Here is a 1032-nt window from a genome sequence, read left to right as displayed (position 1 = left end):
GGAGGTTCATCAGGATCAGCACCAGTAAAACTGGATACATTTAGTTATTATGGCCCTCAAGCAATAGGTGTCAATATTTATAGAGGAGAAGGTGGCAGAATAAATGGCGCTGGAATTAAAACTCAAGACGTTTATAAATATGATATGTCAAGAAGTCAAAAGGATTCAATGATTAATAGATTTAATGCTGATGGTGTGAAATTTGGTAGACAAGCTGATTCTATATTAAAAAGAATAACACCAAGATAATATGAGAACTAAAATAATTTGCGCACTAATTTTATTCATTATTTTTTCTTGTAAAAAAGATAAGGCTGAAAGTTTTAAAGAAGAATTAACCCAATCTATCCAAAAAAAAATTACACAAGAACTTAAACAGGACAGTTCTACTTTAGAATCCATTCAACTTGTAAAATTTGATACTTTAAAAGAATGGCAAGAAGCTGACTTTGTATCTAACTATTCTACTCAAAGATTGATAATATTAAATAAACAACAGCAACAGTTAACAAAAAAGCTTGAGAATATTAAAACAATAAAAGATTTGGAACGAATCAAATCACAATATGCAAAAGTAGAGGACAGTATGAAACACGAAATAAAAATTATAAAAAGTGTGGAACATCTAAAACCCAATAATACTAAAACAGGCAACTATCAGTCAATTTTTCTTTTAAAGGTTCATGATAAAAAATCCAATACAGTTAAAAACGATTCATTATTTATGTTTACAAATGAAAAAAAAGTAATCTTCACATCAACACAATTTATGGAGCAGTGTATTGCAAGGTTTAAAAGAAACTAAACCATCGAGTTGCTACCTTTTTTAGGATAGAAAGTTTATCCTCCTTATAACCTCGCTGCCGCAAGATTATACTGTGTGGAGAAGTAATAATAACAAAACCACTGCAATTATGTAGTGGTTTTGTTAAAAAAACGTTCTGTTTTTGTTTGTGAAAAGCCATATATTTATTTTGAAAACATTAAGTATATTTATCAGTATAAAGGCCAACTTGATAGACCAATAAAAGA

General features: G+C 29.1%; 2 protein-coding genes. Both read left to right on the top strand.

Annotated elements, in window-relative coordinates; all coding sequences use genetic code 11:
- Positions 1–249 (top strand): hypothetical protein (locus AC27VX_RS23775; RefSeq protein WP_488698456.1); only part of this gene is annotated, 249 nt, incomplete at its 5' end.
- 1 nt (position 250) lies between these two features.
- The gene (locus tag AC27VX_RS23770) at positions 251–805 is read left to right on the top strand and encodes a hypothetical protein (RefSeq protein WP_488698454.1); all 555 of its coding nucleotides are present in this window, start codon (positions 251–253) and stop codon (positions 803–805) included.
- Positions 806–1032 lie beyond the last annotated feature (227 nt).

Source organism: Chryseobacterium sp. 14P4.3.2, from assembly GCF_057799275.1.
The sequence above is the reverse complement of the archived record's forward strand: the minus strand, read 5'-3'. Positions and strand labels throughout refer to the sequence as shown.

Bases quoted from the DNA above. Each gene is read 5' to 3' on its own strand.
- AC27VX_RS23770 (WP_488698454.1), top strand. From the start codon at position 251: ATGAGAACTAAAATAATTTGCGCACTAATTTTATTCATTATTTTTTCT.